Raw genomic sequence first — 4,826 nt, 5'->3', positions numbered from 1 at the left:
CTCTCGTTCCGCATGACGTTCGCCGCTTGAAACCGTCGAGTTAATTCGTATATTCGGGCTTCTCCGCAGTTTCCGGCTCCCTTGATTTATAATGGCCGAAAGAGGCTACTGTATGTCGGGGTTCGGAAGCGAGGAGGTTCACGTGTTGAAGGCCATGATCGTCGATGATGAGGCTCCTGCGCGCTCTGAACTGAAGTTCCTGCTGGACGAGTTGGGGCAGACCGAAGTGGTCGCCGAGGCTGCCAGCGTGCGCGAGGCTATCGAGAAGCTGAAGGAATATCCGGTCGACGTCATGTTCCTGGACGTGAACATGCCCGAGGCCACGGGCCTGCAGCTGGCCGAGGCCCTGCAGCACCTCAAGTTCCCGCCTGCCGTGGTGTTCGTGACGGCGTACAGCGAGTTCGCGCTCGACGCGTTCAAGGTGAGCGCCATCGACTACCTGGTGAAGCCGGTGGAGACGGAGCGCCTTTCGCAGGCTATCTCCCGCGTGCGCGAGCACGTGTCGCTGCACGTGGCCGCCCAGAAGTCCGAACGCATCCCCGTCGAGAAGGGCGGGAAGAAGATCCTCATCGGCATCGACAAGATCCGCTTCGTCATGGCGCGCGACGACTATGCCTACCTGCAGACCGACACGGACCGCTACTTCTCCACGGTGAGCCTGGCCCAGCTGGAGAAGCGCCTGGACGGCCACGGGTTCTTCCGCGTACACCGCGGCTACCTGGTGAACCTGTCCATGGTGGAGGAGATAGAATCGGTGTCCGGCGGCACCCTGCTGCTCACGCTGAACGCCGTGGACGAGAAGATCCCCGTGTCCCGCCGCCGCGTGTCCGCCCTGAAGAAGGCCCTGGGGCTGTAGGGCGAGAAACGGGATCGCCGCCTGCGTTCCACGCCCTCCCATTTCCAAAGAAACGAAAAAACGATCCGTCTGGTTTTGGTCAGGCGGATCGTTTTTTCGTTGCGCGATGCTTTCCTTTCCCCGATTTTCGCTCTCGTGTGCTCCTGGTCCGAATGTTTCACGTAAAACATTCGTTCGCTTGAGGGAAGGGGGAGGGCCCGGATGCGGCGGGCGCATCCGGGCCCTTCATGGGAGAGACCCCGTTAAGGGCGGGTCGCGTAAGCCTAGTATTCCTTGAAAGAAGCCTTGGGCGCCAGGCAGATGGGGCAGGCGGTAAAGTTCTCGCCCTTGTGGATATAACCGCAGATGGGGCAAAGGTAGTATTTGTCGTCCGTGGGCGTGTCGATGGTGTTGTACGCATCCAGGTAGCGCTCGGCATGGTATGCCTCGGCCAGCTTCGCGCGGGTGAACACCTGCACGGCCTCGTTGTTCTGCTCCTCCTGCGCCACCTTGATGAACGAGGGGTACATGTCCGACGTCTCGTAGATCTCGCCGTTCGCGCCGGCGATGAGGTTGAGGTCCACCGTGTGCTCGGGAACCTCGGGCGGCTCGGGCTTCTCATAGCCCGGGTCCAGCTTCTGCACCAGCTTGTACTCCAGCTCGATGTGGATCTTCTCGGCGTCCGACGTGCAGGTGAACAGGCGCGCGATATGGTCGTAGCCCGCCTTCTCGGCGACCTTCGCCCACGCGGCGTACTTCGTGGTGGCGCCCGTCTCGCCCTCGATGGCCGTCTTCAGGTTTTCGAGCGTGGTTCCCACGGCGGTGGCGCTTTCCTCAACCACGTTGAAGTTGCTGGCCGTGGTCGCGTCGGGCATGGTCTTCGGGTCGAGCACGTACGCAGTGGCGCCGTCGGCGGGAGCGTCGGCGTTCGCCTGCGGCGCGGGCTCCTCCTGCTTGGGCGCGCATCCGGCCATCAGGCCGAGCGTGCCGACGGTTGCGGCCCCGATAGCCGCGTTCCTCATGAAGCTTCGCCGGGAGATATCGGACATGGAAACCCCTCCTGTTCCAGCGGCGGCGCTTTCTGCACCGCCCGATCCGCATGAACGCTGCTCTCGTCTGCGCTCATCTAATGATTGATACTTTATATCAATAAGTAATAAAAATCAATAAGAAATATAATCGAATTGGTGGACTTTCGGGAAGGAGCCGCTGGGCGGTCTCACGTACACAACTCCGTCACAAGCCGAGGTGGGCGCGGGCACTTCTCGCCGCCGTTTGCTAGAATGAGCGGAACTCCGCTGAAAGAAGGTTTCATGATTTCGGGTGATATGGAAAAGCTGTATCCCTCCGCGAAGACGCTCGTGAAGGAATGCGTTGCCAGCCGCGTCCACGCGAAGGACGCGACCCTCTACGATTTCTCCGAACAGGCCCAGGCCTGTGCCGAACGGTACATGGGATGGACGGACCTTGCCAGCAACCCGCCGTACTCGCTCGCCGACATCCAGGCGTTCGCCGATTCCATCATCGAGCAGGGCCTCAAGACGGTCGTGCTCATCGGGCAGGGCGGCTCCACGCAGGCGCCCATGACCATCACGAAGTACAACAAGCCCGATTCGTCGCGCATCGTGTTCAAGACGCTCGACTCCGACTCGCCCGTGCGCGTGCGCGCCATCCTGGCCGAGGCGAAGCCCGAGACCACGCTGTTCGTGATATCCTCGAAGAGCGGCGGCACCATCGAGCCGCGCCTCGCCCTGCGCGCCGTGCGCGACGCGGTGGGCGACGCCCTGCCCGAGGAGGAGCTGGTACAGCACCTGGTGGCCATCACCGATCCCGGCTCGGACCTGGAACGCCAGGCCCGCGAGGAGGGTTGGGCGGCCGTGCTGCCCGGCGAGCCCTCCGTGGGCGGCCGCTTCTCGGCGCTGTCCGTGTTCGGCCTGCTGCCCGCCGCGCTCGTGGGCATCGACCTGGAGGAGCTGCTGGAGCACGCCGTGGAGGCCGAGCAGCGCTGCAGCGAGGACGCCATCGACAACCCGGCCATCGGCCTGGCAGCGTTCCTGTACGACAACTACCTGCAGGGACGCAACAAGTTCTCGTTCCTCACGCCGAAGCGCGGTCGCGTGCTGGGCCTGTGGATAGAGCAGCTGGTGGCCGAGAGCCTGGGCAAGGACGGCCAGGGCATCCTGCCGAACATCGAGATAGACTCGCTGCTGCTCACGAACGATCCGGGCGACCGCAGCGTCATCATGTACCAGACGAAGACCGACCTGTGGGACGAGCGCAAGAACTTCGAGATGAGCCTGTCCTACATCGACCCCACCATCCCGCGCGCGAACTTCAAGATCGACTCGGTGGAGGAGCTGGCCGAGCACTTCGTCATGTGGGAGTACGCCGTGGCCATGTGCGGCTACCTCATGCGCGTGTGCCCGTTCGACCAGCCCGACGTGGCCTCCGCGAAGGCCGTGGTGCTGGATATCTTGAAGGAGGGCCAGCCGGCGCCCGACTTCGTGCAGGATTACATCGGCGACGTGCACATGGGCGAGGTGGAGGTGCGCCTGGCCCCGTGCTTCAAGGACTGCACCGATGTGCAGGGCGCCCTTCGCGCACTTCTGACCAGCATCCAGCCGGGCGACTACTTCGCGCTCAACGCGTTTCTGCCGTTCACGGGCGAGGGGCGGCGCGAGGCGCTCGAGCTCATCCGCCATGGCGTGGCGGCCAGCCGGCACACGGTGTCGTGCCTGGAAGTGGGGCCGCGCTACCTGCACTCCACGGGCCAGCTGCAGAAGGGCGGCCAGAACAACGGCGTGTTCCTCATCTTGTCGGCCGACGAGCTGAAGGACATCCCGCTGTCGGAGGAGGCCGAGAGCCTGGGAACGCTGGCGAAGGCGCAGGCCTCCGGCGACCTGCTGACGCTTGCCGACCGCGGCCGCCGTTGCGTGCATCTGCACCTCCCCGACAACTCCGGCGTGACGCTGCGCGCCCTGTCCGAGGTTATCACGGGGATACTCGCGACGTTGGACTAGGTAGGTTCCGACCGCAAAGCTATTGGGAAGGCGCATTATGATCGAAGCGCTCGACATACAGGTGAAAGGCATAGTGCAAGGGGTGGGATTCCGCCCCTTCGTCTATCGATTGGCGAAGAAGTACCTGATAAACGGCTGGGTGCTCAACGCGACCGACGGCGTGTTCATCCATGCCGAGGGCGAGGCCAAGCTGCTCGACGAGTTCGTCATCGAGCTGTCGGAGAACCCGCCGGCGGCCTCGCGCGTCGAGGAGGTGGCGCTCAAGGAGGTCCCGCTGGAGGACTTCGACTCCTTCGAGATCCGCTTCTCGGACGCCGGCGCCGTGGAGAAGACCACGCTCGTGTCGCCCGACCTGGCCACCTGCGATGACTGCGTGCGCGAGCTGTTCAACCCCAACGACCGCCGCTACCGCTACCCGTTCATCAACTGCACGAACTGCGGGCCGCGGTTCACCATCATCGAGAAGCTGCCCTACGACCGCAAGAGCACCTCCATGAAGGACTTCCCTATGTGCGAGCGCTGCGCCCGCGAGTACGGCGACCCGCTCGACCGTCGCTTCCACGCGCAGCCCGACGCGTGCTTCGAGTGCGGCCCGCACGTGAGCTGGCGCGAGCACGAGGGTCTGCCCGGCGCGCTGGGTGCGAACCCGGAAACACAAACAGATGTTTCACGTGAAACATTGCGCGCCGCCGATGCCATCGCCGCGCCGCTCGGTCAGATGACCTGGGGCAGCACGCGCGCGGAGAGCGATGCCATCCTCGCACGCGCCGTGGAGCTGCTGTGCGCGGGGAAGATCCTGGCCGTTAAGGGCCTCGGCGGCTTCCACCTGGTGTGCGACGCGAACAACGCCGATGCCGTGGCGCTCCTGCGCGCCCGCAAGCGCCGCGAGGGCAAGGCGTTCGCGGTGATGGCCGCCACGACGGACGACGTGCGCCGCGTCTGCGAGGTGAGCGACGCCTGAGACTACGACG

The 4,826-nt window shown here is 64.4% G+C and carries 4 protein-coding genes; 3 read left to right on the top strand and 1 reads right to left on the bottom strand.

Annotated features, from left to right (window positions below):
• The first annotated feature begins 142 nt into the window (after positions 1–142).
• Positions 143–856, top strand: a complete 714-nt coding sequence (locus GPA_RS05390) for a LytR/AlgR family response regulator transcription factor (protein WP_041240131.1) — start codon at positions 143–145, stop codon at positions 854–856.
• A 263-nt stretch (positions 857–1,119) separates the two neighbouring features.
• Here the strand turns inward: GPA_RS05390 and ngr are convergent, their stop codons facing one another.
• Positions 1,120–1,884: a nigerythrin gene (ngr, locus tag GPA_RS05385; RefSeq protein ID WP_015539201.1), complete on the bottom strand. Its 765-nt coding sequence runs from the start codon at positions 1,882–1,884 to the stop codon at positions 1,120–1,122.
• Positions 1,885–2,148: 264 nt separating this feature from the next.
• Between ngr and GPA_RS05380 the strand changes: the two genes are divergently transcribed.
• Both GPA_RS05380 and GPA_RS05375 read left to right on the top strand, forming a co-directional pair.
• Entirely contained in the window at positions 2,149–3,855 is a 1,707-nt protein-coding gene (locus GPA_RS05380) for a glucose-6-phosphate isomerase (protein ID WP_041239147.1), read from the top strand.
• A gap of 37 nt (positions 3,856–3,892) precedes the next feature.
• Entirely contained in the window at positions 3,893–4,816 is a 924-nt protein-coding gene (locus GPA_RS05375) for an acylphosphatase (protein ID WP_015539199.1), read from the top strand.
• Positions 4,817–4,826 lie beyond the last annotated feature (10 nt).

The organism is Gordonibacter pamelaeae 7-10-1-b, from assembly GCF_000210055.1.
Classification (GTDB): domain Bacteria; phylum Actinomycetota; class Coriobacteriia; order Coriobacteriales; family Eggerthellaceae; genus Gordonibacter; species Gordonibacter pamelaeae.
This window is presented reverse-complemented; position numbering and strand designations above follow the sequence as displayed.